Source organism: Streptomyces zaehneri (genome assembly GCF_032248645.1).
Lineage (GTDB): Bacteria > Actinomycetota > Actinomycetes > Streptomycetales > Streptomycetaceae > Streptomyces > Streptomyces coriariae.
Genome location: NZ_JASTTJ010000001.1, coordinates 102,425 through 128,322 on the forward strand (window position 1 = coordinate 102,425; position 25,898 = coordinate 128,322).

25 protein-coding genes are annotated in these 25,898 nt (G+C 72.9%); 14 read left to right on the forward strand and 11 right to left on the reverse strand.

Annotated features, from left to right (window positions below; translation table 11 throughout):
* Window positions 1-70 precede the first annotated feature (70 nt).
* Window positions 71-649 carry a histidine phosphatase family protein gene (locus tag QQM72_RS00490; protein ID WP_314218794.1) on the forward strand — a complete coding sequence of 193 codons (579 nt, stop codon included), beginning with the start codon at window positions 71-73 and terminating at the stop codon, window positions 647-649.
* 12 nt (window positions 650-661) lie between these two features.
* Here QQM72_RS00490 and QQM72_RS00495 read toward each other — a convergent pair whose 3' ends face one another.
* From QQM72_RS00495 to sodN, 4 genes are all read right to left on the reverse strand, one after another.
* Complete coding sequence (locus QQM72_RS00495; protein WP_314218795.1) at window positions 662-1,447, reverse strand: VOC family protein; 786 nt, start codon at window positions 1,445-1,447, stop codon at window positions 662-664.
* Window positions 1,444-1,857 carry a VOC family protein gene (locus QQM72_RS00500; protein ID WP_314218796.1) on the reverse strand — a complete coding sequence of 138 codons (414 nt, stop codon included), beginning with the start codon at window positions 1,855-1,857 and terminating at the stop codon, window positions 1,444-1,446. Before QQM72_RS00500 ends, QQM72_RS00495 begins: the two co-directional genes overlap by 4 nt.
* A 10-nt stretch (window positions 1,858-1,867) precedes the next feature.
* The gene (locus QQM72_RS00505) at window positions 1,868-2,269 is read right to left on the reverse strand and encodes a helix-turn-helix transcriptional regulator (RefSeq protein ID WP_314218797.1); all 402 of its coding nucleotides are present in this window, start codon (window positions 2,267-2,269) and stop codon (window positions 1,868-1,870) included.
* A 197-nt stretch (window positions 2,270-2,466) separates the two neighbouring features.
* Complete coding sequence (gene sodN / locus QQM72_RS00510) at window positions 2,467-2,862, reverse strand: superoxide dismutase, Ni (RefSeq protein WP_020130742.1); 396 nt, start codon at window positions 2,860-2,862, stop codon at window positions 2,467-2,469.
* 145 nt (window positions 2,863-3,007) lie between these two features.
* Here sodN and sodX point away from each other — a divergent pair, with 145 nt between their 5' ends.
* Complete coding sequence (sodX, locus tag QQM72_RS00515; protein WP_314219150.1) at window positions 3,008-3,442, forward strand: nickel-type superoxide dismutase maturation protease; 435 nt, start codon at window positions 3,008-3,010, stop codon at window positions 3,440-3,442.
* Here sodX and QQM72_RS00520 read toward each other — a convergent pair.
* Window positions 3,346-3,975 (reverse strand): CGNR zinc finger domain-containing protein, encoded by a 630-nt coding sequence (locus tag QQM72_RS00520; protein WP_314218798.1) that lies wholly within the window; start codon window positions 3,973-3,975, stop codon window positions 3,346-3,348. The genes sodX and QQM72_RS00520 overlap by 97 nt on opposite strands.
* 100 nt (window positions 3,976-4,075) lie before the next feature.
* Between QQM72_RS00520 and QQM72_RS00525 the strand changes: the two genes are divergently transcribed.
* Complete coding sequence (locus QQM72_RS00525) at window positions 4,076-4,882, forward strand: class I SAM-dependent methyltransferase (RefSeq protein WP_314218799.1); 807 nt, start codon at window positions 4,076-4,078, stop codon at window positions 4,880-4,882.
* Between the two features lie 113 nt (window positions 4,883-4,995).
* Here the strand turns inward: QQM72_RS00525 and QQM72_RS00530 are convergent, their stop codons facing one another.
* Genes QQM72_RS00530 through QQM72_RS00540 form a run of 3 tightly spaced genes read right to left on the reverse strand, consistent with a single transcriptional unit; the run spans window position 4,996 to window position 7,733 of the window.
* Entirely contained in the window at window positions 4,996-5,748 is a 753-nt protein-coding gene (locus QQM72_RS00530) for an ATP-binding cassette domain-containing protein (RefSeq protein ID WP_399075714.1), read from the reverse strand.
* 50 nt (window positions 5,749-5,798) lie between these two features.
* Window positions 5,799-6,737 (reverse strand): amino acid ABC transporter permease, encoded by a 939-nt coding sequence (locus tag QQM72_RS00535; RefSeq protein ID WP_314218801.1) that lies wholly within the window; start codon window positions 6,735-6,737, stop codon window positions 5,799-5,801.
* Window positions 6,738-6,770: 33 nt separating this feature from the next.
* Window positions 6,771-7,733, reverse strand: a complete 963-nt coding sequence (locus QQM72_RS00540) for an ABC transporter substrate-binding protein (protein ID WP_314218802.1) — start codon at window positions 7,731-7,733, stop codon at window positions 6,771-6,773.
* 610 nt (window positions 7,734-8,343) lie between these two features.
* On the opposite strand from QQM72_RS00540, the gene QQM72_RS00545 reads away from it, so the two are divergent.
* From QQM72_RS00545 to QQM72_RS00560, 4 genes are all read left to right on the forward strand, one after another.
* Window positions 8,344-9,573: an NAD(P)-dependent malic enzyme gene (locus tag QQM72_RS00545; protein WP_314218803.1), complete on the forward strand. Its 1,230-nt coding sequence runs from the start codon at window positions 8,344-8,346 to the stop codon at window positions 9,571-9,573.
* Between the two features lie 610 nt (window positions 9,574-10,183).
* Complete coding sequence (locus QQM72_RS00550) at window positions 10,184-11,149, forward strand: zinc-binding dehydrogenase (protein WP_314218804.1); 966 nt, start codon at window positions 10,184-10,186, stop codon at window positions 11,147-11,149.
* Between the two features lie 141 nt (window positions 11,150-11,290).
* On the forward strand, window positions 11,291-11,500 hold the full coding sequence (locus QQM72_RS00555; RefSeq protein ID WP_016437953.1) for a helix-turn-helix domain-containing protein: 210 nt from the start codon (window positions 11,291-11,293) through the stop codon (window positions 11,498-11,500).
* Window positions 11,500-12,099 (forward strand): Clp protease N-terminal domain-containing protein, encoded by a 600-nt coding sequence (locus tag QQM72_RS00560; protein ID WP_314218805.1) that lies wholly within the window; start codon window positions 11,500-11,502, stop codon window positions 12,097-12,099. The genes QQM72_RS00555 and QQM72_RS00560 overlap by 1 nt, the downstream gene beginning before the upstream one ends.
* A gap of 160 nt (window positions 12,100-12,259) precedes the next feature.
* On the opposite strand, the gene QQM72_RS00565 is transcribed toward QQM72_RS00560, so the two are convergent.
* The 3 genes from QQM72_RS00565 to QQM72_RS00575 all read right to left on the reverse strand — a co-directional run bounded on the left by QQM72_RS00565 (window position 12,260) and on the right by QQM72_RS00575 (window position 14,889).
* On the reverse strand, window positions 12,260-13,399 hold the full coding sequence (locus QQM72_RS00565) for a PadR family transcriptional regulator (RefSeq protein ID WP_314218806.1): 1,140 nt from the start codon (window positions 13,397-13,399) through the stop codon (window positions 12,260-12,262).
* A gap of 1 nt (window position 13,400) precedes the next feature.
* Window positions 13,401-14,531, reverse strand: coding sequence for a DUF4097 family beta strand repeat-containing protein (locus QQM72_RS00570; protein WP_314218807.1), 1,131 nt, complete (start codon window positions 14,529-14,531; stop codon window positions 13,401-13,403).
* Between the two features lie 178 nt (window positions 14,532-14,709).
* Window positions 14,710-14,889, reverse strand: coding sequence for a DUF6104 family protein (locus QQM72_RS00575; RefSeq protein WP_314218808.1), 180 nt, complete (start codon window positions 14,887-14,889; stop codon window positions 14,710-14,712).
* 234 nt (window positions 14,890-15,123) lie between these two features.
* On the opposite strand from QQM72_RS00575, the gene QQM72_RS00580 reads away from it, so the two are divergent.
* From QQM72_RS00580 to QQM72_RS00610, 7 genes are all read left to right on the forward strand, one after another.
* The gene (locus tag QQM72_RS00580) at window positions 15,124-15,630 is read left to right on the forward strand and encodes a CU044_2847 family protein (protein ID WP_314218809.1); all 507 of its coding nucleotides are present in this window, start codon (window positions 15,124-15,126) and stop codon (window positions 15,628-15,630) included.
* 80 nt (window positions 15,631-15,710) lie between these two features.
* Window positions 15,711-17,888: a VMAP-C domain-containing protein gene (locus tag QQM72_RS00585; protein ID WP_314218810.1), complete on the forward strand. Its 2,178-nt coding sequence runs from the start codon at window positions 15,711-15,713 to the stop codon at window positions 17,886-17,888.
* A 109-nt stretch (window positions 17,889-17,997) separates the two neighbouring features.
* Window positions 17,998-19,020: an AAA family ATPase gene (locus tag QQM72_RS00590; RefSeq protein ID WP_020130728.1), complete on the forward strand. Its 1,023-nt coding sequence runs from the start codon at window positions 17,998-18,000 to the stop codon at window positions 19,018-19,020.
* A 7-nt stretch (window positions 19,021-19,027) separates the two neighbouring features.
* Entirely contained in the window at window positions 19,028-22,507 is a 3,480-nt protein-coding gene (locus QQM72_RS00595) for an SAV_2336 N-terminal domain-related protein (RefSeq protein ID WP_314218811.1), read from the forward strand.
* Between the two features lie 25 nt (window positions 22,508-22,532).
* On the forward strand, window positions 22,533-22,736 hold the full coding sequence (fxsA, locus tag QQM72_RS00600; RefSeq protein ID WP_314218812.1) for an FxSxx-COOH cyclophane-containing RiPP peptide: 204 nt from the start codon (window positions 22,533-22,535) through the stop codon (window positions 22,734-22,736).
* A 340-nt stretch (window positions 22,737-23,076) separates the two neighbouring features.
* Window positions 23,077-24,237 carry an FxsB family cyclophane-forming radical SAM/SPASM peptide maturase gene (locus tag QQM72_RS00605; RefSeq protein WP_314218813.1) on the forward strand — a complete coding sequence of 387 codons (1,161 nt, stop codon included), beginning with the start codon at window positions 23,077-23,079 and terminating at the stop codon, window positions 24,235-24,237.
* The gene (locus QQM72_RS00610; protein WP_314218814.1) at window positions 24,234-25,871 is read left to right on the forward strand and encodes an aKG-HExxH-type peptide beta-hydroxylase; all 1,638 of its coding nucleotides are present in this window, start codon (window positions 24,234-24,236) and stop codon (window positions 25,869-25,871) included. The genes QQM72_RS00605 and QQM72_RS00610 overlap by 4 nt, the downstream gene beginning before the upstream one ends.
* Window positions 25,872-25,898: the final 27 nt, after the last annotated feature.

The following is a 25,898-nucleotide window of genomic DNA, read 5'->3' on the forward strand; positions in this document are numbered from 1 at the left end:
GAACCCGCACCCGAAGCGGAACCCGGAACCCCCGCCGCCCCGGCCCCCTGACCTCACCGAGCGGAGACCGATGACCAGCCGAGTGACCTTGATCTCACCGGCGATCACTTCGGCCCTGCGCGAGGCGCGGTTCGACGACGGCAGCTGCGAGGTGGACGACGCCGGAGTGCGCCGGGCCCGGTCGGCCGCGGCGCTGCTGCCCGGCGTGGACCGCTCGGCGGCCTCGCCCTCCACCCGGTGCCGGCAGACCGCCGAGGCGCTGGGCCTGCCCGCGCCCCCGGTACCCGCGCTCGCCGCTCTCGACGTGGGCCGCTGGCGCGGCCGGACCCTCACCGAGGTGACGGCCGCCGAGCCGGACGCGGTCGCGACCTGGCTGGCGGATCCGGCCCATGCCCCGCACGGCGGGGAGACGGTGCGGGAGCTGTGCGACCGGGCCGGGGCCTGGCTGGAGGACGTCGCCCGCACCCCGGGGCGGGTGACCGCCGTGGTGGAACCCGACGTCGTGCGAGCCCTGCTCGTGCGTGCGCTGGGCCTGCCGGAACCGGCTTTCTGGCGCCTCGACGTGCGTCCGCTGACCGCCGTGGACCTGAGCGGCCGAGCGGGACGGTGGAACCTGCGGGTGGGCGCGCCGCTGGGAGAGGGTGTGTAGGCGGCCCGGCGTTCAGTCGTCGGACGTCGGTCCGGTGACCCGGGAAGCGGCCCGTGGCAGCCCGCCCGTCTCCGCGTCGCGCCCGGTCAGGCAGTACAGGCCGCCGGTCGGGTCGCGCATCACCGTCCAGTGGGGCCGGCGGGCGACGAGTACCGCGCCGAGCTCCTCGTGCCGGGCGCGTACGGCGTCGATGTCCGGGCCGCAGGCCAGGTCGAGATGGGCGCGGACAGCGCTCTCCGCGTCGAGCCGCTGGAGCAGGACGCGGACCGGCAGCCCCGGCGGCGGCTGGACCACGTGGAACTCGGACCGGGAACCCGGCCGGGCCGACCAGTCGGGCAACAGGCCGCTCCAGAAGGCCACTTCGGCCTCGTACGCCGACGGCGGGACGTCCATGCACACCTGGTCCAGGCGGCTGCCGGCCACCACGGACGGCCGCACGGACTCCCCGTGCCACGGCACCGCGCAGAACAACTGTCCGGCAGGGGAGCGCAGGACGGCCCAGCCGTCGTGCGCGGCGGCCGACTCAGCGCCCAGTTCCCGCGCCGCCGCGACGAAACCGGGCACATCCCGCACGGAGAGGTCCAGATGCGCGCCGCCCTCGCCGTCCGTGACCGCCTGCGCCTTCACGCAGGCGTCGGCGCCGACGTCCCTCGGCAGCAGGGTGACGAACTCCCCGTCCTCGCCCCTGGGGACGGAGAGGGACGTATCCGTGACGGCGGTCCAGAAGTCGCATGCCCGCGCGAAACTCCGCGCGGGCCGGTCGACGAAGACGTGGGCCCAGCGGACCGGTCCGCTCATCCGGCCCGCTCCATGAACCGCAGCATGTTCCCCGCCGGGTCACGGAACGCGCAGTCGCGCACCCCGTAGGGCTGGTCCGTCGGCTCCTGGAGCACCTCGACGCCGGCCTCCTGCACCCGTGCGTGCAGCGCGTCGCAGTCGGTGGTGGTGAAGATGACCCCGCGCAGCACACCCTTGGCGAGCAGCCGGGCCATCGCCTCCCGGTCGGCGGGTGAGAAGTCCGGGTTCGCGCCCGGCGGCTCCAGCACGAGGTCCACGTCCGGCTGGAGCGGCGACCCGACGGTCACCCAGCGCATCCCCTCGAAGGAGACGTCGTTGCGGACTTCGAGACCGAGCACCTCGACGTAGAAGTGCAGGGCTTTGTCGTGGTCGTCGACGGCGACGAAACACTGGTGGAGTTTGAGGTCCATGGCGTCCAGCCTAGGTGTGCCTGCCACGCAGCGGGCGGGTGTACGTCCGGGCCACACAGGACGGGATCACCGCACCGGCCTCGTGCGACCGTGCCCGGTACGCGCTCGGGGTCTCGCCGACCAGCTCGGTGAAGCGGGAGCTGAACGAGCCGAGCGAGGTGCAGCCGACCGCCATGCAGACCTCCGTCACGGTCAGGTCGCCGCGGCGCAGGAGGGTCTTGGCGCGCTCGACCCGCCGGGTCATGAGGTAGCCGTACGGCGTCTCGCCGTAGGCCTCGCGGAAGCTGCGCTGGAAGTGGCCCGGGGACATCAGCGCGGTGCTCGCGAGCGCCGCGACATCGAGTGGCTCCGCGTACTCACGGTCCATCCGGTCACGTGCCTGCCGCAGCCGTTTCAGGTCCTCGAGGGTCACGGGGTCAGCATCGCACGGAGTGCGACATCCGGGCGGGGCGTCCGGGGCGAGGGCGTCCGGGCGGGGGAGAAAAGGAGACCGCACCCGGGCCGTCGGAGCCGCCGTGTTCGGCGGCCCGCGGACCGGGTGCGGACAGGTGGCCGTTGCGACCGGCGCCGGTGCAGGCCGGACGGCCCGGGGCGACGACCAGGCCTTGGTCAGGCCTTCTTGGTCTCCCAGAAGATCTTGTCGATCTCGGCGATGAGCTCCAGGGCCTTCTCGCCGGTCTTCGGGTCCGTCGAGGCCTTGGCGGCCGACAGGGCCTTCAGGGTGTCGTTGACCAGCTGGTGCAGCTGGGGGTACTTCTCGAAGTGCGGCGGCTTGAAGTAGTCGCTCCACAGCACGGAGACGTGGTGCTTCGCGAGCTCGGCACGCTGCTCCTTGATGACGGTGGCGCGCGCCTGGAAGTGCGGGTCGTCGTTGGCGGCCATCTTTTCCTGGACGGCCTTCACCGACTCCGCCTCGATGCGGGCCTGGGCCGGGTCGTACACACCGCAGGGCAGGTCGCAGTGTGCGCTGACCTTGACCTTGGGGGCAAACAGGCGGGAAAGCATGGAGCGTTCCTTCCTCGTGATCGTCTTCTCAGGTGGGACATTACTCCCTGGGAGACGGCTTTTCGCGAGTGCCCCCATGGGCTTAGGACAAAAGTCCGGGGTCAGACTGAGACTGGTGGAGGAACGGACCGGGGAGGTGCCGGCGATGCCGGAGCTGTCGCAGGAGACCGAGCGCGCGAGGGCGGCCGCGCTCTTCGGGCTGGCCGAGGTGACCGGCCCGTCCATGGTGCCCACGCTGTACCAGGGGGACCGGCTGGTGGTGCAGTACGGCGCCCGGGTCCGGGTCGGTGACGTGATCGTGCTGCGGCATCCGTTCCAGCAGGACCTGCTCGTCGTCAAGCGGGCCGCGGAGCGCCGTGAGGGCGGGTGGTGGGTCCGTGGGGACAACACCTACGCCGGCGGCGACAGCACCGACTACGGGACCGTGCCCGACGAGCTGATCCTGGGCAAGGTGCGGCTGCGCTACCGCCCGCTGAAGCCCGGTCAGCGCTCGCCGCTGGCGGTGATGCGCTGGGCGCTGTCGGCGGCCAGGCCGGTGCTGGCCGTCCGGTCCGCCTCCAGGCGCTTGCGGGCGCGGTAGGCGGCGACGTTGGCGCGGGTGGCGCAGCGGTCGGAGCAGTAGCGCCGGGAGCGGTTGGTCGAGGTGTCGAGGTAGGCGTTGCGGCAGGGGCCGGCCTCGCACAGGCCCAGGCGGTCGACGCCGTACTCGGTGAGATGGAACGCCAGGCCCATGGCCGCGATGGCCGCGTAGCCCGCCGTCGCGTTCGACGGGTGGTCGGCCAGGTGCATGTGCCACAGCGGACGGCCGTCGTCGTCGCGGAAGTCGTGGCCGGAGATCTGCGGGCTCACCGGGAACTCCAGCAGGAGCGAGTTCAGGAGGTCCACCGCGAGGGTCTCGTCGCCGCCGTCGGCCGCCTCGAAGACCGCGCGCAGGCGGGCCCGGACCGAGCGGAACCGGGTGACGTCCGCGTCGGTGGCCCGACGGCCCGCGGACTGGTTGCCGCCGAAGAGGGCGCGGACTGCCTCGACCGAGGTCAGCGCGTCCTTGCCGCGGGCCGGTTCCTCGCTGTTGACGAGGCGCACGGCGTAGTCCGAGTAATAGGCCAGTTCCACTTGTAGTCCTTACGGTGGCGCTCTATGGTCGGGGTGCGGGCGGGGTAACGGCCGTTCGTGCTTCCAGGGTATTACGTGACGAACGCGGCGGAGGGTTGCGATGACGGACGCGCAGACGACCACGACCGGTGCCACGACCGGTGCCACGAGCGGTGTCACGACCGGCGCCGACTGGGCTGCCTGGCAGCGGAGCTGGGACCGCCAGCAGGAGTGGTACATGCCCGACCGCGAGGAACGCTTCCGGATCATGGTCGACATGGTCGAGGGGCTCGTCGGGCCCGCCCCGCGCGTCCTCGACCTCGCCTGCGGTACCGGCACCATCACCGCCCGGCTGCTCGCCCGCCTCCCCGGCGCGACCAGCACCGGCGTCGACCTCGACCCGGCGCTCCTCGCCATCGCCGAGGGCACCTTCGGCGGCGACGACCGCGTCACCCTCGTGACGGCGGACCTCAAGGACCCGGACTGGCCGGCCCGGCTGCCCTACGACGCGTACGACGCCGTCCTGACCGCCACGGCCCTGCACTGGCTGCACAGCGAACCCCTCGCTGCCCTCTACGGTCAGGTCGCGGAACTCGTCCGCGACGGCGGTGTCTTCATGAACGCGGACCACATGATCGACGACACGACGCCCCGGATCAACGCGGCGGAGCGCGCGCAGCGCCACACCCGCATGGATCAGGCCAGGGCCGAGGGGGTGCTCGACTGGGCCGAGTGGTGGCAGCTCGCCGCCAAGGACCCCGTCCTCGCCGGGCCGACCGCCCGCCGCTTCGAGATCTACGGCGAGCACGCCGACGGCGACACGCCCTCCGCCTCCTGGCACGCTCGCGTACTGCTCGAACAGGGCTTCAGCGAGGCTCGGCCCGTGTGGGCGTCACCCTCCGACACCCTGTTGCTGGCGTTGAAGTGACCGAGCCTCCGTACAGGCCGAAACCGGCCAAACTGCGCTGACAGGTCCCGAACGGCGGAAAGGGGCGGCACGGGAATCCCGTACCGCCCCTTCTCGAACGTTCCGCCGTGCCGCTACAGCACCTTGGACAGGAACGACTGGGTCCGCTCGTGCTGCGGATTCGTCAGTACGTCCCGCGGGTTGCCGGACTCGACCACCACACCGCCGTCCATGAAGACCAGGCTGTCGCCCACCTCGCGGGCGAAGCCCATCTCGTGGGTGACGACGACCATCGTCATGCCGGACTCGGCCAGGTCGCGCATGACGTCGAGGACGTCACCGACCAGCTCCGGGTCGAGTGCCGAGGTCGGCTCGTCGAACAGCATCAGCTTCGGGTCCATCGCCAGGGCCCGGGCGATGGCGACGCGCTGCTGCTGGCCACCGGAGAGCTGCGAGGGGTAGCCGCTCGCCTTGTCCGCCAGGCCCACCCGCTCCAGGAGCTGCATCGCGCGCTCCCTGGCCTGGGCCCGGCTGACGCCCTTGACCTGGACCGGGGCCTCGACGACGTTCTCCAGCGCCGTCATGTGCGGGAACAGGTTGAACCGCTGGAACACCATGCCGATGTCCCGGCGCTTCAGCGAGACCTCGCTGTCCTTGAGCTCGTACAGCTTGTCGCCCCTCTGGCGGTAGCCGACCAGCTCGCCGTCGACGTAAAGCCGCCCGGCGTTGATCTTCTCCAGGTGGTTGATGCACCTGAGGAAGGTCGACTTGCCGGAGCCGGAGGGGCCGATGAGGCAGAACACCTCACCGTTCTTGACCTCCAGGTCGATGCCCTTGAGGACCTCGACCAGGCCGAACGACTTGTGGACGCCCTCGGCCTTGACCATCGGGACCGTGGAGTCCTTGACGGACGTGGTCGTCTTCGCGATCTTCTCGGTCATGCCAGGCCTCCCTTGCTGCGGCCGAGTGACAGCACGTTGGCCCTGATCTTCTGGAGGGGCGTCTGCGGCAGCTGACGCAGGGCACCGCGGGCGTAGTACCTCTCGAGGTAGTACTGGCCGACGCTGAAGATCGAGGTCAGCACCAGGTACCAGGCAGCTGCGAGGAACAGCATCTCGGCCGGGGCACCGGAGGTCTGGCCGATGTCCTGGGCGACCCGGAGCAGCTCCGAGTACTGGACCACCGACACCAGCGAGGTCGTCTTGAGCATGTTGATGACCTCGTTGCCCGTGGGCGGCACGATGACGCGCATCGCCTGCGGGACGACGATCCGGCGGAGCGTCTTCGCGTGGCTCATGCCCAGGGCGTGCGACGCCTCGGTCTGGCCCTCGTCCACCGACAGCAGACCGGCACGGCAGATTTCTGCCATGTAGGCGGCCTCGTTGAGGCCCAGGCCGAGCAGAGCGGTCAGGAACGGGGTCATGAAGTCCGACCACTCGTTCTTGTAGATCGGCCCGAGGTTGATGTACTCGAAGACCAGGCCCAGGTTGAACCAGACGATGAGCTGGACCAGGACCGGGGTGCCGCGGAAGAACCAGATGTAGAACCACGCGATGGACGACGTGACCGGGTTCTTCGAGAGGCGCATCACCGCCAGCAGAATTCCGCCGACGACGCCGATCAGCATGCACAGCACCGTGAGCAGAAGCGTCTTGCCGACGCCGCTGAGGATGCGGTCGTTGAAGAAGTAGTCCGGGATCGCCCCCCAGTTGATCCTGCCCTGGGCGAACGCGTAGACGATGCCGGCGAACAGGGCGAGGGCGACCACGGCGGACACGTACCGCCCGTAGTGCCGGACCGGGATGGCCTTGATGGCCTGCGGGCCGGCCGGCGGAGTGTCCGCCGGGCCGTCCGCCTTGTCGATGTCAACAGTCACGGGTGTTGCCTTTCAGCGCCGCAGACCGCGCGGTCACTTGCCGCCGTTGATGGTGGCTTCCTTGACGGCGCCGTCGGCGACGCCCCACTTCGTGATGATCTTCTCGTACTCGCCGTTCGCGATGATCGCGTCCAGCGCCGCCTTCAGGGCGTCCCGCAGCTGGGTCTGGTCCTTGGCGACGGCGATGCCGTACGGGGCGGCCTCGACCTGCTCGCCGACCAGCTGGAAGTCGTTGCCGCCGCCAGAGGTCTTCACGGCGTAGGCGGCGACGGGGAAGTCGGAGGAGCCGGCGTCGGCACCGCCGCCGCGCAGGCGGGTCTGGGCCTGCTGGTCGTTGTCGAAGGACTCGATGGAGATGGTCTTGCCGCCGGTGCACTTCTTGGCCTCGGACTTGGCGAGGTCCTCGGAGACCGTGCCGCGCTGCACCACGATCTTCTTGCCGCACAGGTCGGACCAGGTCTTGATGCCCTGGTCGTCGCCCTTCTTGGTGTAGATCGAGACACCGGCGGTGAAGTAGTCCAGGAAGTCGACGCCCTCGCCGACCTTCTTGCCGGTGTCGGAGTCGACACCCTCCTGGCGGTCCTTGGTGTCGGTCATCGCGGACATGGCGATGTTGTAGCGGTTCGAGCGCAGACCGGTGATGAGGGTGTCGAAGGTGCCGTTCTCGAACTCGAACGTCACACCGAGCTGCTTGCCCATCGCGGCCGCGAGATCCGGGTCGATGCCCACGGTCTTGCCGGCGGAGTCCTTGAACTCGACCGGCGCGTACGCGATGTCGGAGCCGACCTTGATGACGCCCGCGTCCCGGATCGCCTTCGGCAGCTTGTCGGCCAGCGGGGCCGAGCTCGTCGAGGCCGAGCCGCTGCTCTCCGAGCCGCTGTCCTTGGTCTGGTCGCCGCAGGCGCTGAGCAGCAAGGCGCCAGCGACCGCGAGGGATCCGACCGCTGCCAGGCGGGTGCGCGCGGCGGTCGTGCGTCGGGTGGAGCTTGCGGTCATGGTGGATTCCTCCGGCGGATGGATGGAGATGCCGATGGGTCGACAAATGCCGATGGGTCGACGAGAACACACACCTTCGGGTGTCGCGACCTCGTGTGATTACGGCATCTTGCCATTCGGACTACGCCATTCAGGGGGCCAGCCATGTCAAAATCGGATAACGGGCGACCCCCGAACCGCAACACTCCGGTACATCACGACCGGACGGAGCCGGACCATCTGCGGGAATCCCCCGTTCCGGCCGAAAGATCTTCGGTTGATCTCATGGTGTGGTCGCTCGGCGTGAGCGCTGTTCGTCTACTCGAGTCCGTGTCAAGGGCTCTCGGCGGCTTGGCGAGACTTCGCGCATGAGTCATGTCACTCGAGGCGGCCTCTGTCCAAGGTCCACAGAGTGAGCCATGTGACCTTGCACGGAATGGACTCGTCGGCTGTGGTCTCCGTCCGGTAAGAAGGATTTTTACACCCCTCATCCGGGGCTCAGGGCGCGTGTGCGGCGCGCCCGACGCGCAGGCGCCCGTACGCATCACCTCTGGGGCCCGCGCGATGCCCGCCCACTTCTCAATCAGGAGTGGCCACCCTCAAACCATGCAGACCTAAGGGGTAAGACACAGTGGCAGCGGAGATCGTCAATCCTCGCAGCGAGAGCGCCGACCGAACGGGCCAGGAGGGCGGTGCGGAGCCCCTCGACTCGTTCGACCCGGTGTTCGCGCTGCACCGCGGCGGAAAGATGGCCGTGCAGGCCACCGTCCCGGTTCGCGACAAGGACGACCTGTCCCTCGCCTACACGCCCGGCGTCGCTCGCGTGTGCACCGCGATCGCGGAGCGGCCGGAGCTGGTGAACGACTACACGTGGAAGTCGTCCGTCGTCGCCGTCGTGACCGACGGCACGGCCGTGCTCGGGCTCGGCGACATCGGCCCGGAGGCCTCCCTCCCGGTCATGGAAGGCAAGGCGATCCTGTTCAAGCAGTTCGGCGGTGTGGACGCGGTTCCGATCGCGCTCGCCTGCACGGACGTGGACGAGATCATCGAGACGGTGGTGCGCCTCGCGCCCTCGTTCGGCGGTGTGAACCTGGAGGACATCTCGGCGCCGCGCTGCTTCGAGATCGAGCGCAGGCTCCAGGAGGCGCTCGACATCCCGGTCTTCCACGACGACCAGCACGGCACGGCGATCGTGACGCTGGCGGCGTTGCGCAACGCCGCGCGGCTGAGCGGCCGGGGCATCGGCGAGCTGCGCGCGGTCATCTCGGGCGCCGGCGCGGCCGGTGTCGCCATCGCCAGGATGCTGGTGGAGGCCGGCATCGGGGACGTCGCGGTCACCGACCGCAAGGGCATCGTCTCGGCGGACCGCGAGGACCTCACCGACGTCAAGCGCGAGCTGGCCGGGTTCACCAACAAGGCCGGGCTGAGCGGGTCGCTGGAGGTCGCGCTGGCAGGTGCCGACGTCTTCATCGGCGTCTCCGGCGGGACGGTCCCGGAGGAGGCGGTGGCCTCGATGGCGAAGGGCGCCTTCGTCTTCGCGATGGCCAACCCGACGCCCGAGGTGCATCCGGACGTCGCCCACAAGTACGCGGCCGTCGTCGCGACCGGGCGGTCGGACTTCCCGAACCAGATCAACAACGTGCTGGCGTTCCCGGGGATCTTCGCGGGCGCGCTTCAGGTGCGGGCGTCGCGGATCACCGAGGGGATGAAGATCGCGGCGGCCGAGGCGCTGGCGGGGGTCGTCGGTGACGATCTCGCCGCCGACTACGTGATTCCGTCGCCGTTCGACGAGAGGGTCGCTCCCGCGGTGACCGCGGCGGTTGCCGCGGCCGCTCGGGCCGAAGGGGTTGCGCGTCGCTGACGTGTGTGTGGGTGGCCCCGTCGGTCTCGGCGGGGCCACTCTTTTTTTGCCCACCCACCCGCCTGATCGGGTGATGACGAGAGCGCCGTCCCCGGGGGCTGCCGTCCTTAGGGGGCTGCCGCCCCCGCACCCCCGCTTCGGCCCTGAACGGGCCTCGTCCGCAGACGCCGGACGGGCTGGAGACACCTGACCGGCGCTCGATCGGTGCCGTGGGGCGGAGGTACCCGACCGGGGCCGGTCTGTGCCGTGGGGCGGGTCGGAGCGCCCCGCCTGTGCGCGATCGGCGTCGTGGGGTCGGGCTGCGGGGTGGGCGGGAGGTTTACGTCCGGTGCGTGACCGGTGCCGCCGGGTGGGCCGGGGGTACCTGGCCTGTGCGCGATCGGCGTCGTGGGGTCGGGCTGCGGGGTGGGCGGGAGGTTTACGTCCGGTGCGTGACCGGTGCCGCCGGGTGGGCCGGGGGTACGTCGCCTGTGCGCGATCGGTGCCTCGGAGCGGGCCGGAGGTACCCGACCGGGGTCAGGTCCGCGCCGCGGGGCGGGATGCGCAAGAGGGCATGTCTCACAGTGACGTCCGGTTTCGCTCGTCGGCGCCGGACCCTATCGTCGGCTGCATGTTCGCCGTCTACGCCGCCCGAATCGACCGTGACCAGCCGCTTTCCGGCCTGGAGTTGGGGGAGCGCCCGGCCCCCGAGGCCCGGCCGGGCTGGAGCACCGTCCATGTCAGGGCCGCCTCCCTCAACCATCACGATCTCTGGTCGCTCCGGGGTGTCGGACTCCCCGAGGGCAGGCTGCCGATGATCCTCGGCTGCGACGCCGCCGGGGTCGACGAGGACGGCAACGAGGTCGTCCTGCACTCCGTCATCGGCCAGACCGGGCACGGTGTCGGGCCCGACGAGCCTCGTTCCATCCTCACCGAGAGGTACCAGGGCACCTTCGCCGAGCAGGTCGCCGTGCCGACCTGGAACATCCTGCCCAAGCCCAGGGAGCTCTCCTTCGAGGAGGCCGCCTGTCTGCCCACGGCCTGGCTGACGGCATACCGCATGCTCTTCACCAACGCGGGCGTACGGCCCGGTGACTCCGTCCTCGTCCAGGGCGCCGGCGGCGGTGTCGCCACGGCGGCCATCGTGCTGGGCCGGGCGGCCGGACTGCGGGTCTTCGCCACCAGCAGGGACGAGGCCAAGCGGAAGCGGGCACTGGAGCTCGGCGCCGTCGAGGCGGTGGAGCCCGGCGCGCGCCTGCCGCAGCGGGTGGACGCCGTCATCGAGACCGTCGGCGCGGCCACCTGGTCGCACTCGGTGAAGTCCCTGCGGCCCGGCGGCACGCTCGTCATCTCCGGCGCCACCAGCGGTGACCGGCCCTCGCACGCCGAGCTGACCCGGATCTTCTTCCTGGAGCTGAAGGTCGTCGGCTCCACCATGGGCACCAAGGACGAGCTGGAGGACCTGCTCTCCTTCTGCTCCGCTACCGGTGTCCGCCCCGTCATCGACGAGGTGCTGCCGCTCGACCGGGCCCGCGAGGGCTTCGAACGGCTCGCGTCCGGCGAGCTGTTCGGCAAGATCGTGCTCACCGACAGCTGAGTCGTCGACCGAGTCCTCGGCCGAGGCTCCTGCCGCGACTGTCAGGCGGGTCCGGGGTTACGGGCCCGCCTTTCGCGTGCCGTTTCGCCGCTGGTGTCAACTGTGGTTGACATGCCTCTCGTGTCAACGTAAGTTGACAACATGACCGAAGCAACGGATCTCGCCGAGCGCGCAGGAGACCGCGATCCACGGGTCGGGCTGCGCGCCGTCGCCGCACTGCGCCGGCTGCTGGAGCAGTTGGAGGCGGTGCAGGTGCGCAGCGCGCGCAATCAGGGCTGGTCGTGGCAGGAGATCGCCGCGGAGCTCGGAGTCAGCAGGCAGGCCGTGCACAAGAAGTACGGGAGGCATTGATGTTCGAGCGGTTCACGAAGGACGCCCGTGCAGTGGTCGAGGGTGCGGTGGGGCACGCCGAACGGGAGGGGGCGGCGAGGGTCGAGGAGACGCATGTACTGCTGTCCCTGCTCGACCGTGAGGGCAGCCGCGGTTCCTTCGCGCTGGCCTCGCTCGGCCTGCCGCCCGGTGGGCGGGCGGGGCTGGTGCGGGACCTGGACGAGACGCGCCGCCGCGGCGGACTCTCCCGGGCCGACGCGGACGCCCTGTCCGGGCTGGGCATCGACCTGTCGGAGATCGTGTCCCGGGTCGAGGAGACGCACGGCGAAGGAGCACTGGCCACCGCCGGCCGGGGCGGCCTGTTCGGCGGGCGGTCCGGCCGGCGACCGTTCAGCCGCGGCGCCAAGGACCTGCTCACCGGGACCCTGCGCGTCGCCGTCGCCCAGGGCGAACGGCACATCGGCGACGAGCATCTGCTGCTCGCCCTCACCACCCGCCGGGGCGTCCCCTCGGAGATCCTCGCCGATCACGGGGTCACTCACGCGTCCCTCATCCGGGTGCTGTACGGCGCCGGCCGAGGAGGCGAGCCCGGGACCGCGACCGAGGCCAAGGCCGGCTGAGCGGGCCGCCCGCCTGTCTGCCTTCCGTGCCGGCTGCCTGTCCGCCTTCCTCGCCGTCTGCCCGTCTGCCCGTCTGCCCGTCTGGCTGTCCGCCTGCATGGCTGCTGCCTGTGGGGCGGTCGCCGGTCCGCCACGGGTCGCCCGGGGGCGTCACGGGGCGTCAGGGTTTCGGCGCTCGCAGGATCACCCCGATGTGTGCCGCCGCCGTGGACAGGTGGCGGCGCGCTTCGCGGAGCTGCTCTCCGCTCACGCCGTGGTCGCGGGCCGCGTCACGGATGTCGTCCCGGAAGCGGTCGAGCAGGCGGTCCAGATCGCGGGCCGGTTCGCCGCCGGTGTCCTCGTGGGCCCAGGCCGGTTCGTACTCGGCGGGGAAGTCCTTCGGGGTGCGGGAGTATTCGGCCGCGCGGGAGGCGTCCGCCACGCCCGAGGCGTCCGCGGTGCGGGACTCTTCAGCGGTGCGGGAGTCGTCCGGATGCGTGGTCGCCGTCGAGCCCGCCGTGGTCGCCGTCGAGCCCGTCGTACCCGTGCGGCCGAAGCCGAAGTCCCTGCCGTACTCCCTGCCGAAGTCACCGAACTCCTTGGCGAGTTCCGTCAGGCCCTCGCGGACGCCGGTCGGCCAGTCGCCCCGGGAGAAGTGGTCCTGGACCTGTTCCTGAACCCGGCGGGCGATGCGCTGCACCTCTTCCTGGGCCTGGGTACGGGCCCGATCCTGTGCCTCCTTGGCCTGGCGGCGGGCCCGCTGGGCCTCCTCGCGGGCGCGGCGGCTCTCGTCCTTGGCCCGGCGCGCCTGTTCCTTCCACTCCTGCTTGACGCGGCGCATCTCCTCCTTTGCGGCGCGCCACGACTCCTTGTCGCCGTACTCCCCGTACTCACCCTGTTCGCCGGGCTCCGCGGAGCCCGCCCCGGCGCCCTGGCGCGCCTCGGTGGCCGCCGCCCGCATCTCGCGCCGCAGATCGCCCGCCGCGCCGCGTACGTCGGCCCGGATCTCGGCGGCCAGCTCGGCGACCGACTCGCGGATCTCCAGCTCGAGATCGGCGAGTTCGCCGCTGCGGTCCGCCAGTTCGGCCCGGCCGGCGTCGGTGATGGCGTACACCTTGCGGCCGCCCTCGGTGGTGTGGGTGACCAGGCCCTCGGTCTCCAGCTTGGCCAGCCGGGGATAGACCGTGCCCGCCGACGGCGCGTAGAGCCCCTGGAAGCGTTCTTCGAGGAGGCGGATCACCTCGTAGCCGTGCCGCGGTGCTTCGTCCAGCAGCTTCAGCAGGTAGAGGCGGAGACGGCCGTGGGCGAAGACGGGAGGCATGTCAGAGCACCTTCTTGTCGGTCGTGCTGTCGGCCGGGTCGCCGGAGGAGCTCTCGCCGTCCGGGCCGGAAACGGCATTGTCCCCCGAGTCGATGGGCCGGTTTGAGCGCGCTTCACCCTCCGGAACGGCCGTCGGGGCCGAGGTCGGTTCCGTTGTCGCCGTTGGTGCCGGTGCCTGCTTCGGTGTGCCGGTCGCCGTCCTGGAGTCCCGCTCCTTCCGCTCCTTCCGCTCCTCCCGCTCCTTCCGCTCCTCCCGCTCCTTCCGCTCCTTCCGCTCCTCCCGCTCGTCGGACCAGGCGTCGTCCGCCGTGTAGTCCGCCGCGTCTTCCGTCGGGGGCCTGCGCAGCAGGGCGATCGAGCCGGAGATCGTCGTCGCCTTCAGGCTGCCGTTGCCCGCGCCCAGGCGGCCGGTGATGCGCTTGGCGCCCCACTGGCCGCTGACCCGGAGGTCCTCGAAGGCGTTGGAGACCGAGCCGCTGGCGGTGTTCGCCTCCACCCGTGCGTCCGCCGGATGCGGCAGCCGGATGGCGATCTCGCCCGAGACGCTGGTCAGGTCGATGGTCGTGGGGCGGCTCGTCGGATCGAGGTCGACGATCATCGAACCGCTCACGGAGTCGGCCTTCACGGAGGAGCCCGCCTCCACCACCGTCAGGTCGCCGGACACGGAGTTGAAGCGCAGGTCGCCGGTGAGGGCCTGGGCCTCCACGCTTCCGGAGACGGTGTCCGTGCGCACCGGGCCCGCGAGCCCCACCAGGGTCGTGTCGCCGTTGACCCCCTTCACCTCGGCCCGGCCCTCGATGCCGGAGACCACCGCGCCGGCGCTGACCACGCCCACCTCCACGCGGGTGCCGGCCGGTACGGCCAGCGAGACCACGGCGCTGCGCCGCCAGCCCTTGCGGTCGAGCCACTTGAGGAAGCCCTTCCAGGGGAGGTCCTCGTACGCCACCGTCAGGTTCCCGTCGCGATGGCTCACCACCAGGGGTGGTCCCTCGATCCGTGAGATCTCCAGGAGGGCGGGGCCCTCGTCGGTGCCCACGATGTTCACGGTGCCGTCGACGATGCGCACGCGCAGTTCGCTCACGGGCTCGTCGAAAGAGAGCTTCCTCGGCTCGGCGACGGACCACTCGGACATGGTGCGGACCTCCTCCACGGCAGCGACACGACACGCCATATCGCGTCTCCCGTAAAACACGATATATCGCGGTGAGGGAAAGTCAAGACACCCGTTCCGGTGAGCACTTCCGCGCACGCAAAAGGGGCGCCCCAGGGCGCCCCTCCACGCGAACCGCCGCCGGACGGCTGCCGACGGCCTACTCGTCGTCCTCGTCGTCCAGTCGTGCCAGCCAGGTCGCCAGCCGCTCCACCGGCACCTCGAAGTCCGGATTGAGGTCGACGAACGTCCGCAGCTGCTCGGCGAGCCACTCGAAGGTGACCTCCTCCCCGCCGCGCCGCTTCTCGAGTTCCTCGATTCCGCGATCGGTGAAGTACATGGATCGTGCTCCGTGGGTCGGTCGCAGGGATAGGGATCCCCCCTCGGGGGAAGGACCCTTGTTCCTGTGAGGGGAGGAAGAGATCCGCTCTCCGATGAGGAGGGGACAGGAAAAGGATAGGCGCAGGGGGACGGCGTCCCGCGGGCCGCCGGGTCCCCGCGCGGTCGGAACCCCGTGGCGGGCCCGCGCTCCGACGGGCGGGGCCAGGGGGACTGGGGACAGCGGGGGAGTGGCATGAGTGGTGAGGACGTGACGCGGGTGGCGCGCATCGCGCTGCCGGACGGGACGCCCGTCTGGGCCCGGATCTCGGGGGCGGGGGAGTTGTCGGCGCCGTCCGGGCGGCTGTCGTACAGCGACACCGGCTTCGCCGAGCGGGTGGAGGCGAGCGTGGAGAGCCTGCACGCGCTCGTCACCGGGGTCGCGCGGTCGTTGGCGGAACCGCTGCGCGCGGTGCGGCCCGACGAGGTCAGCGTCGAGTTCGGCATCGAGCTGACCGCCAAGGCCGGGAAGGTCGTGGGTCTGCTCGCCGACGGGGAGGCCAAGGCCGGCATCACGGTCACCCTCACCTGGAACAGCGGGCCACCGGACCTCGACGCACCACCTCCCGCGTCTCCCGGCGCGCGCCCCCGCGCGGGTGACGGCCCGTCGTCCGGCGGGGGCGGGGTCCGGCACGCGGGCGCGTCTCCCGGCGCGCCGATGCACGGGGGCGCCGACGGCCGTGTGGGCGGGGGCGCGGAATGACGGGCGGGCACGCCCCGGGCGCATCGAACGCGTTCGATGCGGCCCGTCGTGCACTGCGTGGACTCGTCGTGGCGGCGACCGTGCGCATTCATCGCCCGGTCGTCGGGTATGCCCTGGAGGAGCCCGGCACGTTCCTCGGGAGCGGCTTCTTCGTCGCCCCGAACTGGGTTCTGACCTGCGCACATGTGGCTTGCGGCGGGGAGGGGGGCGAGGTCGCGGTGGTGTACGAGACGGCGCCGGGGCGAGGCACCTCCGCCGCCCCCGGCCGCGTGGTGGCGACCCTTCCCGACCGGGCCGACGGGGCCGGGCGGGCCCTGCCCGCGGGCAACTGGCCGGCCCCGGACCTCGCGCTGGTCCAGCTGACCGAGCCCGTCGGCGACCACGAGTGCGTGTACGTCTCCGAGCGTCCGGCGGCCTATTACGGCGAGGGCCGGGTGCTGTACGCCGGCTGGACCGAGAACGAGGGCCGCTTACAGGTCCTGGACGGCACGCTCACCGTGCAGGGCACCATCGGCGGCTGGTCCTCGGACGTGCAGATGCGGCTGGGCGACAACGACCTGCCGTACGGCGTCTCGGGCGGCCCGGTGATCGACCCCGAGCGCGGCGAGGTGATCGGCGTGCTGAAAGCGCGCTCGGACCACCGGCCCGGCGGCACGTCCACCGGGATCGAGCAGTTGCGCACCCTGCGGGTCCCCGCGCAGGCGGCGGCCGAGCACAGCGACCTCTACCAGGCGGTCTTCCACGCCCACGACCGTTACCACCGCGACCGCCAGCGCCACCCGGCCTCCCGGCGGCAGACCTGGACCGACGTCCAGGGCGGGCTCGGCGCGCGGCCGGGCCGCACCCTCAGTCCGGACGAGCGGATCCAGCTGCTGGGCCGGCTCGCCGAACTCCCGCCGCCCGAGAGCACCCGCGGGCTGCTGGACATCCTCGACTCCCTCCCCGACTTCCAGGCCCTCACCCCGCTGCCCGCGCCGCGCGGCTGGCGCGACGGCCTCGGGGCGCTGTACGAGAGCGCGAGTGACGACGGGGCACTGGAACTCGTCCTCGACTACGCGATGCGCGCGATGTCCGCTCCGCGCCCGTTCGTCGTGCCCAGCACCCCGGACGCAGAGAAGGCCCTCTGGGTCTGGGTGTGGCAGGCCGCGCAGCGGCTCGGCGCCCGCTACCGGTCCGGTCTCGCCGAGCAGCGCGTCGAGCGGCTGCGCCGACGGGACGAGGCGGAGCGCGACACCCCCGACACCGTCTCCGGCGGCATCCACCCGACGGACGGCCCCGGCGGGCGCAGGCGGCACCGGCGTGGTGGGCCCGACGCACGCCCGCGTGCCCGTTCCGTCGGCAGTGTGGCCCGGCCCTCCGCCCTGCTCGAACTGGTGCGGCGGGGCTGGGAGCCGGACCGCTGCGACTGGTCGGTGTCCGTGGCCGCGCCCGGCGGTGAGGCGGTCCGGCTGCACGAGGCCGAGCGCACTTTGCTGACCGACCTGCCCACGCACCTCGCCGGCCCGCTGGGGGAGGCTTTCCGCCGCTGCGACGAGCCCGGCAGGCCGGCGCTCCTTCAGGTGGCGCTGCCGCACGCGCTGCTCGGCCTGGAGGTCGACAACTGGCAACTCATCCCCGGAGGCGAGCCGTTGGGGGCACTGCGGCCGGTCGTCGTGCGTTGCTCCGACCGCGACCGGCTGCCCGACGAGGCGTTCGGCGCGTACGGCGGCGGTGAACCGGACGATATGGGCGAAGCCGAGGGCGCCGGCGGCGTCGAAGGCGCCGACGACCTGGACCACCTGGATTACCTGGACGACCTGGACGCGGAGCGCCGGGCCCGTTGGCGCTGGCTGCACGCGCACCGCGCCATGGCCGAAGTCCTCGACTGCGACGAGGGGTTGCGCAAACCCGTACCGACCGTGGAGCAGTTGCGCGCCCTGTCGCACGGCACCGTCCCGGTGCTCTGCCGCTACGGCGACCTCCGTTACGAGGACGACGCGGAGGCGCTCGCCCGGATCGTGCTCGGCGGCTACGGCGTGGCCCTGTGGCGCCGGCGGCGCGGCCGGGCCGACGCCGTCTGCGGGGAGTTCCACCGCGGCACGATCGACGGCATCGCCGAACCGCCCACCGTGCAGCACCTGCCCGAGGCCGTGCACGATCTCCGGATGCGGCTGCGCGCGGGCCGCACGGAGTCGTTCTGGGCCGACGGCGTCGCCCTGCTGTACGACGATCCCCACCAGCCGCTGCCCGGCACCGGAGACCTGCTGGAGGCCCCTTGAACCCACCCGCCCGCGGGGCCGGCCGGCCCCTTACCAGGCACCTTCAGTATGGATAACGTGATGCACGTTCGGACGGCCGCGGCGGTGGACGAGTGACGAGGACCGGATCATGACCGAATCCAGTGAGTGGCTCATCTACCGAGGCGCCGGCGAACCGCACGACGGCATCGAGCGGCTGCCCGACCCGCCGCCCTGGCGGGACTTCACCAGCCGGGACGCGGCCGGCTCCGGCGACGGGTCGCAGGACCGCAGGCTCGGCGCCCACCGGCACCTCGCGGAACTGCACCGGCCCGGCGCCGAGGAGCTGGAGATGATCAACGCGGCGCTCTATCTGCGCCGTCCCCTGCTCGTCACGGGCAGCCCCGGCGCGGGCAAGAGCACGCTCGCCCACTCGGTGGCCTACGAACTCGGCCTCGGCAACGTCCTGCGCTGGTCGATCGTCAGCCGTTCCGCGCTCCAGGACGGGCTGTACCACTACGACGCGATCGCCCGGCTCCAGGACGTGCAGATCGCCGCGCAGGGCGGGTTCGGGTCGGCGGCGGGCTCGCCGGGCGCGGTCGAGGGCATCGGCAGCTACATCCGGCTGGGGCCGCTCGGCACCGCGCTGCTGCCCTCCGACACCCCGCGCGTGCTGCTCATCGACGAGCTGGACAAGAGCGACATCGACCTCCCGAACGACCTGCTGAACGTGCTGGAGGAGGGCGAGTTCGCCATTCCCGAGCTGGAGCGCATCGCCGACCGGCTGCCGGACGGCGAGGCGGAGGTGCTGACCGCCGACGGGGTGAAGGTCCGGGTGCGGGACGGCCGCGTACGCTGCCGCGCCTTCCCGTTCGTCGTGCTCACCAGCAACGGGGAGCGCGACTTCCCGGCCCCGCTGATGCGCCGGTGCATCCACCTGGAGCTGGGGCGCCCCGACCACAACCGGCTCGCCACCTTCGTCCGCGCGCATCTCGGTGACGAGGCGGCACGCGCGGGGGACGATCTGATCACGCGGTTCCTGGAGCGGTCGCGCAGTGAACTCCTCGCGGCGGACCAGTTGCTGAACGCCATCTACCTCACCGACGCGGCCGCGCCGCCCAGTCGGGACCGCCTGGCCGACCTGCTCATCCAGCGACTCGACCGCCCGAGGTGAGGGCCTGATGCCCGACGCAGCGGCCCGCCACGGCCCCGTCCCGCCCGACGGCCGGCGTCCCGGCCCCCCGGGTGCCGTCCCGGCCGGAGGCGGCTCCGTGGAGCCCGGCGGTGCCTCGCCCTCCGTGGCGCGCGGCGGTGATCCGCTCGCCGAACTCGTCGCGCGGCTGCGTGACGTCGGACTCGACCCCGATGTGCCGCAGCTGCGCGACGCGCTCTGGCTGGCGCGCTGGACCCGGCCGGTCGAGGCCGCCGACCAGGAGGACCCGCCCGCCGCAACCGACGGGCGGCCCGCGCCCCGGCCCGACGGCGGACGTGGCCCGGACGGGGACACAAGGCCGCGCGGGGACCGCCCCGAACGGCCGGAGCGGCTGCCGCAGGACGTGGGGGCCGACGGGCGGGTGAGCCTCTACCCGGTCCCGCAGGACGGGGCGGAGCGGACCCGTGGCGCGGGGCGGGCCGCCGCGCTGCCGGTGGGTGTACCCGCTGCCCCGGCGCTGCCCGCCCCGCTCGAACTCCAGCGCGCGTTAAGGCGGTTGCAGCGTTACCGCAGCCCCGCGCCGCCGCTGCGCATGCGGCTCGACGAGACGGCGACGGCGGAGCGCAGCGCGCAGGCGGGCGGCCTGATCCTGCCCGTGTACCAGGCCGTCACCCGGGGCGACGCCCGGCTCCAGCTGGTCCTGGACGCCTCGTCCTCGATGCGCGTGTGGGACCGGTTGTTCATCGAACTTCAGCAGGTTTTCGGCCAGTTGGGCGCCTTCTCCGACATCCAGGTCAGTCATCTGCACCAGGGGCCGGACGGTGAGCCGGCCGTCAGCCGCAGCCCCGACGCCTACGCGGCGCCGCTGCACTGCGCGGACCGGCTCAGCGATCCCACCGGCCGCCGGATCGTCCTGCTGGTCAGCGACTGCGCGGGTCCCCTGTGGCACAGCGGCCACGCGCACCGGCTGCTGCACCACCTCTCCCGGCAGGGCCCGGTCGCGGTGCTCCAGCCGCTGCCGCAGCGCCTGTGGAACCGCACCCGACTGCCGGTGATGTTCTGCGAGTTGAGCCGCGGCGAGACACTGGGCGGAGCGGCCGCCCTGCGCGTGAGGACCCCCGCGGGGATCCCGGCGGAGGCGCGCCGGGGAGCGCTGCCGGTGCCGGTGCTGCCGCCCGAGCCGGTGGCCCTGGGCGCCTGGGCCAGGCTGCTGTCCGGGGCCGGCGGCGGGCCCGTCCCGGGGGCCGTCGGCTGGGTGCGCGCGGACCAGCCGGCCGCCCCGGCGGCCCGTGCCGACCGCCGGCGCACGCCGTTCGAACGGGTCAGCAGGTTCAGCTCCAGCGCCTCCCCGGCCGCCGGTCGGCTCGCCGTGTATCTGGCCGCCGCGCCCCTGTGCCTGCCCGTGATGCAGCTCGTCCAGCGCACGATGCTGCCCGACTCCGGGCCGGCCGAACTCGCCGAGGTGCTGGTCGGCGGCCTGGTCACGCGCGCGTCGGAGGAGTACGCCGACGGCGGCGCCCAGTGGTACCGCATCGAGCCCGACGTGCGCGACGCCCTGCTGTCCCGGCTGGGCCGTGACGAGGCCGTGCTGGTGCTCAAGCACTGCTCGGAGTACATCGAACAGCGCTTCGGCAAGGGCGGCCCCAACTTCCCGGCACTCGCCCTGGCCCAGCTCGGCGACGGCGGCGCGGGCCGCCCGTACGCACCCACCACCCGGCGCACGGACAACGGCGACAGCGGCGACAGCGGCGACCAGGGGGATCACGCCGACCACGGGGACAACGGCGGCAACGCCGAGGAGGCCTCCGTGCCCCAGCCCTTCGCGGAGGTCGCCGCCCGCGTGCTGCGGCGGTTCATGCCGCTGCCCGAGCAGTTCGAGAGCCCCGGAAGCGGGACCGGACCGGGACAGCCCGCGGAACGGCCGACGCACCAGGCGGTCCGCAGGGCCCGAGCGCTGATCGAGCGCTTCGACAGCGAGGGCATGATCCAGGACGTCATCGACGCGGTGCAGCTGCTGCGCGGCGCCACCGAACGCGAGCGGACGGGCGCGGACCCCGAACTGTGGGCCGAGTACGCGCACTGCACCCTGCGGCTGTGGGAGGTGCAGGGCGGCGACGACCTCCTCCAGGAGGCCGGGGCGGCCGCGGAACGGGCGACCGCACACCCGCGCCGCCTGCACGAACGGGCCGTTCTGGCACGGGTGTTGCACGCGGCCGCGACCGACCGCAGGCGGCGCGGCGACCGCACCGGCGCCCTGGACCTGCTGCGCCGCGCCGACCGCGAGTACGCCGTCGCCTGCGCCGCGCCCGGGCTCGACGAGAACCAGGCGCTGAAACTCACCCTGGAACGGGTGCGCGCCCTGGAGGCGCAGTGGCGGCTCGGCGGGGACAGCGCGCTGCTCCAGGGCGCCGTCGGCATGCTGGAGGCCTTCGCCGACGTCTGGCCCGACCGGCGCCGGCGCCCGCCCGAACTCCCCCTGGAGCACGGCCGGATCCTGCTGCGTCTGTCCGGCGCCACCGCCGATCCCGTCCAGGCCCGCCTCTACGCCGAACAGGGCGCCGGGTCGCTGCGCAACGCCCTGGACACCGGCACCGAGCCGTACACCGCCGAGTCGGCACGCGCGCGTGTGCGCATCCTGCTCGACCTGGTCGACGCGCTGCTCCAGGCGGGCGGCCCGCTGGACGACGCCCAGGCCCGGGTCGACGAGGCCCTCGCCCTGGTGCGCGAACAGGGGCGGCGCGCGTCCTTGCTGGCGCGGGCCGGCCGGATCGCCGTGGCCCGCTACGCCGAGTCGGGCGAACCGGCGGAGCTGGAGGTGGCCGCGGACCGCTTCGCGCAGGCCGCCCAGCGGATGTCCCGCGACGCGCCCGCCCACGCCGACGTCCTCGCCGAGTGGGGCGAGGCGCTGCTGCGGCTGGCCGGGCTCCAGTCCGGGGTACGGGCGCAGGACGTGCTGTCCCGGGCGATCCGCGTGCTGCGGGACTGCCGGATGGAGACCCCGGCGGGCAGCCGCCAGGTCGCCCACCGGCTGCTGCTGCTCGGCCGCGCGCTGATGCTGCGCTACCGGGCCCGCGGGGACCGGGTCGACCTGCGCGAGGCCGAACACCTCTTCGGCCTCGCGGCGGCGGAGGCGGGCGATCCGCTGCTCGCCGCCCGCTGCCGACTGGAGCTCGGCCAGGTCCAGTTCGAGGCCTACCGCAGCCTGCGCCGCCCGGCCCGGCTCGACCTCGCGGTCGACGCCTTCCGCGACGCGGCGGAGGCGGCCCGGGAGGCGGAGGGGGTGGCCGAAACCGGTCGCCGGCGCCATGAGGCCGTCGAGTTGTGTGCGCAGGCGCATCACTGGCGGGGTATGTCCTACGAGGCGGCCGCCCGGCCGCGTGCCGCCCGCGAGGCCTACCGCCTGGCCCGCACGGAGTGGTCGAGACTGCCGGACGACTACCTGGGCACGGGCGAGCCGACGGCGGAGCAGACGGCGCGGCGGCTGGCCGCACTGGAACGTGTGACATGAGCGGAGAGGGTCGGGAGGGGTGGGCATGGACGCACAGGACGGGTTCGCGGGGGTGACGGTGGCGCCGGAGGCTCCCGGCGCCGGGGAGCCGCTGCCGGATCTGCTGTCGCTGGGTCTCACGGAGCTGGGGACGATCGAGCATCCCGTGCTGCTGGAGCTGCTCGAAGAGCTGCGGGACCGCGCGGGACGGGCGAGCGAGCCGCTGTGGGGGTTCGCCTCGGCGCTCTGAGGCGAACCCCGTCGGCTCCACCGGATCGCGCGATTCGAGTCACCCGATCGTTCAGGGTCGATTCCGGTTTCTTCTGCGCACGACTCGGACAACTTCGGTCGGGTGGGGTTTGTGACCTGTGTCCGCCCGGGAATCCGCCCCCATGCGGCTCAAGGGCCAGGGCGCTTCTTCTGGATCAGCCCGGGTCCGCGGCGCCCGGCACGGCACCTCGCGGCGTTGTCGCACGACCCGCGTACACCCGGTACGCGGATCATGCTCCGCCTCGCGATGCACCGCACCGGACACCGCGGCCTGATCCGACCCGATCCAAGAGAAACACCCTAGGCATGGGGGTGCTGGAGTGTCTCGACAGGCCTTCCGCCAGTTCATCGTGAAAACGCACGGTCGCTGCAACCTCGCCTGCACCTACTGCTACCTCTACGAGGGCCCCGACTCCACCTGGCGCACCCGCCCCGCGGCCGCCGCCGACGAGGTCCTCGAGCGCACCGCGACCCGTATCGCCGAACACGCCGGCGCCCACGGCCTCACGGACATCTCCCTCGTCCTGCACGGCGGCGAGCCCCTGCTGGCCGGCGCCGGGAGGCTGGCCCGCTTCACCGCCCTGGTGCGCGACCGCGTCCCGGCCGGCTGCACGGTGCATGCCACCGTCCAGACCAACGCCACCCTCCTCACCGAGCGGCGCCTCGCCGTCCTGGCCGACGCCGGCATCCGGATCGGCGTCAGCCTCGACGGCGGCCTCGCCGCGCACAACGCCCGCCGTGTCGACCACGCGGGGCGCCCGTCCTGGCCCGCCGCCGCGCGCGGGGCGCTGCTGGTCGCCGAACGGGCGCCGCAGGCCTACGCCGGCATCCTCACCGTCGTCGACGTCACCTTGGACCCGGTGGAGACGTACGAGTCCCTCCTCACCCTGCGACCGCCCGGCCTGGACTTCCTGCTGCCGCACGGCAACTGGTCCGCCCCACCGCCCCACTGGGCGGACGCCCGCCACGGGGAGTGGCTGTGCGCCGTCTTCGACCGCTGGTGGCGGGCCGGCCGGCGGGAGACCCGGGTCCGCCTCTTCGAGGAGTGCGTCGCGCTCCTGCTGGGGCTGCCCTCGGTCACCGAAGCCCTCGGCCTCGCTCCGTTCGACGCGGTCGTCGTGGAGACCGACGGATCGATCGAACAGGTGGACGCCCTGAAGTCCGCCTACGACGGCGCCGCGCGGACCGGCCTGGACGTCTTCCGGCACGCCTTCGACGAGGCGCTGCTGCATCCCGCGGTGGCAGCTCGCCAGGCGGGCGCCGCGGCCCTCGCGGACCAGTGCCGGGCCTGCCCCCTGCTGACCGTCTGCGGAGGCGGTCACTACGCCCACCGCTACCGGGCGGGGCACGGCTTTCTCAACCCGTCCGTGTACTGCGCGGACCTCCAGCGCTTCATCCGCCACGTCGCCGGCCGGCTCGCCGCGGACACGGCCGCCGCGGCCGCCGCCGTCTCCGCGGCCCGGGAAGGAGGCGCACCGTGACCAGGCCGACGATCCCCGACCGGGCCCTCGTGGAACTCGGCCGCACCGAGGGGACCCCCGACACCCTGGCCCTTCTCGTGCGCGACCAGGACACCCGACGGCTGCTTCTGCTGCGCGCCGTCCTCGACGCGGCCGAGGCGGCGGACCCCGCGCTCTGCTCCCCCGGCCGAAAGGCCCGGCTGCGCGAGGACTGGTCCCTGCTCGCCGAGGCCGACCACCCGCAGCCCCCCGGCACACACCCCCCGGCCGGCACACCACCGGACCCGCGCGGGACACCGCCACCCGGCGACCCGCGCGGGACACCCGGGCCAGGCGCGCCGCACCCGTCGTCGGGCCCGGCCCACCCCCCGGCCGGCACGCCACAGGACCCGCGCGGGGCCTCGCACTCCTCCCTCGGCGCGCCCCACCCCTTACCGGGCACCGTCCACCCGCACCCGCCGGGTGCCGTGCTCTCGCCCGCCCGGGACCGGCTCTTCCATCCGTTGACCGGGCCATGGGCGCTGAGCTGTCTGCACGGACTCGACGGCCGCGCAGGTCCCCCGGACGGGCCCCGGTCCCGCCGGCTCCGCCAGGACCTCGCGCACTTCAGCGCGATCGCCGCCGTGGCGGCTGCCCGCGCCGGGATCCCCTTCACCGTCCGGCTGACCGCGTACGCCGGAGTGCTCACGCTGCCCTCCCTCGGCTCGCTGCGCACGGCCACCCGAGGTGACGTCCCCGTCGATGTCACCCACCGGAGAGGGTGCCTGACGGTGCGCCGGCCCGACGCGCCGGACGTCGTCGTGCGTCTGGAGAGCGGGATCGGGGCCTGGTCCGGCGCCCTCGCCTGGACTCCCGTGCACGCCCTGCCCGGACTGCCGTCCGCGGGCGGCCCCATGCCGCTGGACGACGTGGACCCCTACCGTGTCGCACCCGGCCCCCGCCACCGGACGCTCGGCGGACCCGCGACCCTCGACGACGCGGACGTCAAACGCTGGCTCCAGGCCTGGTCGGGCACCGAGGCCGCACTGCGCACCGGCGGCGCCCACCGGGTGACCGAGGCGGTGGCGCTGCTGCGCTGCCTGGTGCCGCTGGAGCGGCCGCCCGGCGCCGAGGGACGGGACAGTTGCAGCGCGACCCGGCACGAGGCGTTCGGCGCCCTGCTCTCCAGCACCCCGCAGGACGCCCTGGCCCTGGCCGAGACCCTCGTCCACGAACTGCACCACGCCAAACTGGCCGCCCTGGGTGACCTCGTGACCCTCCATCACGCCGACGCGGAGGCCCGCTACTTCGCCCCCTGGAAGACCGACCCCCGACCGTACGACGGTCTGCTCCAGGGGATCTACTCGCACCTGGCCCTCGCGGACTACTTCCAGCGCCGCGCGCTGCGCACCACACCGCCCGACAGCGAGTACGCCTGGTCGCGGCACGCCCGCTACCGCGCCCAGGTCGGAGCGGCCCTGCCGGGACTCGTCGGCTCGCCCGACCTCACCCGCCGGGGACGCCGGTTCGTCGACGAGATGACGGCCACCTACGAGCGCATGGCCGACCATCCGGCGCCCCGGAACCACACGGCGCGCGCCCAGGCGTACGTGAAGGCCGCGCGCGCTCTGTGGACACAACGTCATGCGGCCGCTGTGCCACGCCCGAAAGAATGAGGATGGCCTGCAAGGGGCCGCCCGGTG

Coding starts and splice junctions, on each gene's coding strand:
- QQM72_RS00500 (WP_314218796.1), bottom strand. CDS start 1,857: ATGGACCTCAAACTCCACCAGTGTTTCGTCGCCGTCGACGACCACGAC.
- QQM72_RS00590 (WP_020130728.1), top strand. CDS start 17,998: ATGACCGAATCCAGTGAGTGGCTCATCTACCGAGGCGCCGGCGAACCG.
- QQM72_RS00575 (WP_314218808.1), bottom strand. CDS start 14,889: ATGTACTTCACCGATCGCGGAATCGAGGAACTCGAGAAGCGGCGCGGC.
- QQM72_RS00595 (WP_314218811.1), top strand. CDS start 19,028: ATGCCCGACGCAGCGGCCCGCCACGGCCCCGTCCCGCCCGACGGCCGG.
- QQM72_RS00555 (WP_016437953.1), top strand. CDS start 11,291: ATGACCGAAGCAACGGATCTCGCCGAGCGCGCAGGAGACCGCGATCCA.
- QQM72_RS00560 (WP_314218805.1), top strand. CDS start 11,500: ATGTTCGAGCGGTTCACGAAGGACGCCCGTGCAGTGGTCGAGGGTGCG.
- fxsA (WP_314218812.1), top strand. CDS start 22,533: ATGGACGCACAGGACGGGTTCGCGGGGGTGACGGTGGCGCCGGAGGCT.
- QQM72_RS00540 (WP_314218802.1), bottom strand. CDS start 7,733: ATGACCGCAAGCTCCACCCGACGCACGACCGCCGCGCGCACCCGCCTG.
- QQM72_RS00565 (WP_314218806.1), bottom strand. CDS start 13,399: ATGCCTCCCGTCTTCGCCCACGGCCGTCTCCGCCTCTACCTGCTGAAG.
- QQM72_RS00495 (WP_314218795.1), bottom strand. CDS start 1,447: ATGAGCGGACCGGTCCGCTGGGCCCACGTCTTCGTCGACCGGCCCGCG.
- QQM72_RS00490 (WP_314218794.1), top strand. CDS start 71: ATGACCAGCCGAGTGACCTTGATCTCACCGGCGATCACTTCGGCCCTG.
- QQM72_RS00580 (WP_314218809.1), top strand. CDS start 15,124: ATGAGTGGTGAGGACGTGACGCGGGTGGCGCGCATCGCGCTGCCGGAC.
- QQM72_RS00570 (WP_314218807.1), bottom strand. CDS start 14,531: ATGTCCGAGTGGTCCGTCGCCGAGCCGAGGAAGCTCTCTTTCGACGAG.
- sodX (WP_314219150.1), top strand. CDS start 3,008: ATGCCGGAGCTGTCGCAGGAGACCGAGCGCGCGAGGGCGGCCGCGCTC.
- QQM72_RS00525 (WP_314218799.1), top strand. CDS start 4,076: ATGACGGACGCGCAGACGACCACGACCGGTGCCACGACCGGTGCCACG.
- QQM72_RS00550 (WP_314218804.1), top strand. CDS start 10,184: ATGTTCGCCGTCTACGCCGCCCGAATCGACCGTGACCAGCCGCTTTCC.
- sodN (WP_020130742.1), bottom strand. CDS start 2,862: ATGCTTTCCCGCCTGTTTGCCCCCAAGGTCAAGGTCAGCGCACACTGC.
- QQM72_RS00530 (WP_399075714.1), bottom strand. CDS start 5,748: ATGGTCAAGGCCGAGGGCGTCCACAAGTCGTTCGGCCTGGTCGAGGTC.